The organism is Pseudoalteromonas sp. 1181_04, assembly GCF_052850545.1.
Map to the genome: position 1 here is coordinate 1 of NZ_VXCS01000058.1, position 3,607 is coordinate 3,607.

The window sequence follows — 3,607 nt, forward strand, 5'->3', positions numbered from 1 at the left end:
CATGGCTATCTCCTAATTGAAATTAAGAAATAGTTTAATCGGTTTGACGAGTTACTGGCAGGTGCATTTTGCTAGACGCTTACAGTGGTTGCTTCCCATTGCAACCAATCAAAATCATGTTCGAGCATTTCCTTATTAAAATCTAAAAATGTTGAGCCTTCATTTAATAAGAACTGTCTGCGCTCGTCATTTCTCATATAAGCAGTCCAGTATGGCAAGTAATTGGGATTATCAATACCAAAAATCAGTTCAAAATCCACTACATTTTCCTGCATTTCATCAAGCATTTTATTAGTTAGCCTAGGCATTTTACACCTTCAATACGAAAACCATTTTAGACCCAACAAACAAATAGAAGTAGATGGGTTTGTTAATTTATAATTTTTCCGCCGACGCGACCTGAAATATTAGTAATTCCTATGGCGAAAGAACAATCCGTATACGTTGTTAGTTTTAAGAAGATGACCTCTTTCTTGTAACTTAACGTTAATCGATAAGCTTGGTTACCTTAAGAGACAAAGCCATTTAATTTTAATGTCTTTTCAAATTCTACAGCTCTTTTTAAATCATTAATTGATACTTCATAGAGATTGTCGGAATTAAAATTAAACTCAATTGTAAGGTTGGTAGTTCCTATATGCACACACGTTTTATAGCCAAAACATTCACATTGGGCAGTATATTCAATCCATTTTTTTGTGCCATTTAATACTATTGGCGGTGGGCACCATTGTTTAGGTTCTTCATTATGGACTGTATGACAAACGCCTAAACGTTCTAAATAATTTAACAACTGAGCTTCATTTTCTGCTTCAATAATAGCATTAAGTTCAAAACGGTCGTTATAGTGCCCACCTTTGGGACTTTTAATTTTAAAAATATTACACTTTTTAAGCTCAGTTTTAAACTCTTGAGAGTACATTGACATCCCATTAACCCTATTATTTATGAAGAAATTTTAGATAAATACAGCTCATAAAAAGTAGTTTCCCCACCTAGTTAAAAAGTGAAGGCTACATAAATGAAACTAACAAGCCTAAAAAATGACTCGTTTAAATTTATTTTACTGCTGAGCAACCATAATCAAATTAATCTTTTGATTCAATTTTTTACTAGTTTCTCCTTGGTTCGTCATTATAGTAATTAAGGATTTTTATGGAGCTAAGAACTCATTTTTTTATTTACGATTTTATGCAATTATTTGATAGTATTAAAGAAAACCCACTTACTAGTGTCTACCTCATTAGTATCATCAAAGCATTCAGATGTAATTTGAATCGTATTTCCATCAGAATCAAAGAACCTTGCTACATATCCACTTGGCTGACTCCAAACCATTTCAAATTTTACGCCAAGTGAAATAAGGCTATCGCAATAGGATAAAAAGTTAGTTTTTACTTCATAGCCGAAATAGCTCAATCCGGTAGGATTTCCGTGTGAATTTAATAGCCATATTCCGGCATTATCATTTTCAGGAAAGGTTAGAACACAGTCCAGCTCCTTAAATTTTAAAGTCTTATGATAAAAATTAAATAGTCGGTCATAATCATCTGTAAATAAATATACGTTAACCATGAGTAATCTCTGTTTTTTGAAAGTCCAACTCGGATTCTAAATTTATGTTTAAGACCTTGTTAGACATTATTACAACTTAACCATATTTTATAATACAGCAAGGCAATACTAGCCTCCGTAATAACTGCCAGTAAAATACCTATACCAGCAAATCCACGTAAATATTCAACACTACCAAGAAAAGCCAATGCAAACATAGAAACGGAAAGACTCAAACATATAGCCTGCCTAGATTCTGAATGCTCAGCATTTCGGCCAAACCAACTAAACACAGATATTCCGAGAAATAACATTGCAGCCCTTCTACCGATAAAGAAAGCAGAGTTATTTTCATCAATATTAAACAACATAAATAATACTTCCGGAATAAGTATAAGAACCAAACACAAAGTGAATGCAATAGCTGCTGTAATTATGCTAACTACTTTAAATTTAATCATACTCCCCCTTGAATGCCAAACAAGGCTGTAGAGTAACTCCTACAGCCAAATTCAATTAAAAAATCGAGCTTCTGAATTAACTCTAAGCGTTTTTAAAGCATTAGGTAATGCATTATGGAACCCATAAAACAAGCTGTTATTCTTAGAAAATAGTAATTCTACAGCCTCAACACCTTGTTAAGGTGTGAGGCATGCAATACCAAAGCGTCTGCATACCACCTTAACCACTAAACCCAACGCATAGTAAAAATGCAACACGTGCAGAATAACTCTTGAACAATTTGTTATGTTGAGATACTAAGTAACACGCTCACAACTATCTAGCATCTTAACTGGTAATTGATTTTCAACTAGAAAATTGTAAAAGCGTAGATCTTCAATTAAGTCAGGAGAAGCTAATTCAAAATCTTGATAGGTCTGATTTTTAAAACGAAACCTTACTGTATGTTCAAACCTTTTCGTTTGTACATATAAAATTTCACTGATCTCGGTAATACTTATACGTGCACCCAATACAATCAAAACATCGCCATCAATCGCAACGGCCACTGACTTTTTTGGCTTTGACATAAAGTATTCACTTATCAAGGATAATGCACAAAACAAGGCGATATATCCAAGTTGCGTTAAAAATGCGGCTTTTGAGATTTCAACAAGATAGTAAGCAAACATGCCACAAAATAACGTTCTAGTGACAAAACTATGAAACAGCTTAACACTAGCTAACTTGTTTTGTTTTAATAAAATTTTCATAACTCCCTTCCCCAAAATAGTATTTCAAACATATAAATATTAGAATATTTATTGACACCAATCATGATTACTTAACGCAATGGTATCTGCACGTTTTATGAATTGGTGTTACGTTTAGAGTTTATTGTGCTTGTACTAAAACATACATACCAGAAAAAATTATGCTGATTTTTTCAACCATAAAAGGTGAAGGAGGATATGGATAACACTAAAAAATAGCGGACCTCCAATTATAAATAATTTATACCAGCTTAAACTTAAGCTAACAATTTCTCCTTGATAATTGCAGCTCAACCAATACACATAGAGCAAAGAAACTACGCCTAAAATTAGAAATATTAATCTTTTTTTTAGTGCTATATTCAACCCCCAACTTAAAGAAGTTAGAGCTAAATACCCCAAAATCCCCCCAACCAGTGGTAACAACCATTGCAAAGTAAGACTAAGTGGTACAAAGAAAATAGTTACAATACTTGTTAGGAAATAAAGTCCACCAATAATCATTAGAAAGGTAGTTGGCAACCAAGCGAACACTATTGTTAGTCCAATGAGTAGATTTCTTAGGAACATATTTTAACAGCCCAGTATGTTTATAATTTTGCATTGCGAGAGTAATCTTGACAAAATAAAAAGGACAGGCATATATTTTGGTCAGAAGATTTAGCACCTCTCCCGTCGTGGGTAACCGTATCATTATTTTTTTGCACACTGTTAGTGTTAGTTACAGAACTTAGAGTTGAGTTGCTTGGAAAGCAATTTTAGGCAAAGCTAGGCCGTCACTTTGTCTAATATCGTGTTTTTTTTAAACAACCTAATAATGATGCAACTGTTCAGCCTGT

Annotated in this window: 5 protein-coding genes; all 5 read right to left on the reverse strand. The window is 33.3% G+C overall.

Features of this window, described 5'->3' with window-relative positions; translation table 11 throughout:
- Nucleotides 1–71: 71 nt before the first annotated feature.
- Nucleotides 72–308 carry a hypothetical protein gene (locus FW757_RS22930; protein ID WP_446441767.1) on the reverse strand — a complete coding sequence of 79 codons (237 nt, stop codon included), beginning with the start codon at nucleotides 306–308 and terminating at the stop codon, nucleotides 72–74.
- A gap of 200 nt (nucleotides 309–508) precedes the next feature.
- Nucleotides 509–922: a hypothetical protein gene (locus FW757_RS22935; protein ID WP_182768295.1), complete on the reverse strand. Its 414-nt coding sequence runs from the start codon at nucleotides 920–922 to the stop codon at nucleotides 509–511.
- Between the two features lie 275 nt (nucleotides 923–1,197).
- On the reverse strand, nucleotides 1,198–1,575 hold the full coding sequence (locus FW757_RS22940) for a VOC family protein (protein WP_446441768.1): 378 nt from the start codon (nucleotides 1,573–1,575) through the stop codon (nucleotides 1,198–1,200).
- A 59-nt stretch (nucleotides 1,576–1,634) separates the two neighbouring features.
- On the reverse strand, nucleotides 1,635–2,015 hold the full coding sequence (locus FW757_RS22945; protein WP_149982415.1) for a hypothetical protein: 381 nt from the start codon (nucleotides 2,013–2,015) through the stop codon (nucleotides 1,635–1,637).
- A gap of 297 nt (nucleotides 2,016–2,312) precedes the next feature.
- Nucleotides 2,313–2,768 (reverse strand): hypothetical protein, encoded by a 456-nt coding sequence (locus FW757_RS22950; protein ID WP_182762553.1) that lies wholly within the window; start codon nucleotides 2,766–2,768, stop codon nucleotides 2,313–2,315.
- Nucleotides 2,769–3,607 lie beyond the last annotated feature (839 nt).

What these genes read in the sequence shown, in the direction of transcription:
- FW757_RS22940 (WP_446441768.1), bottom strand. Translation starts at nt 1,575, where the DNA reads ATGGTTAACGTATATTTATTTACAGATGATTATGACCGACTATTTAAT.
- FW757_RS22930 (WP_446441767.1), bottom strand. Translation starts at nt 308, where the DNA reads ATGCCTAGGCTAACTAATAAAATGCTTGATGAAATGCAGGAAAATGTA.
- FW757_RS22935 (WP_182768295.1), bottom strand. Translation starts at nt 922, where the DNA reads ATGTACTCTCAAGAGTTTAAAACTGAGCTTAAAAAGTGTAATATTTTT.
- FW757_RS22945 (WP_149982415.1), bottom strand. Translation starts at nt 2,015, where the DNA reads ATGATTAAATTTAAAGTAGTTAGCATAATTACAGCAGCTATTGCATTC.
- FW757_RS22950 (WP_182762553.1), bottom strand. Translation starts at nt 2,768, where the DNA reads ATGAAAATTTTATTAAAACAAAACAAGTTAGCTAGTGTTAAGCTGTTT.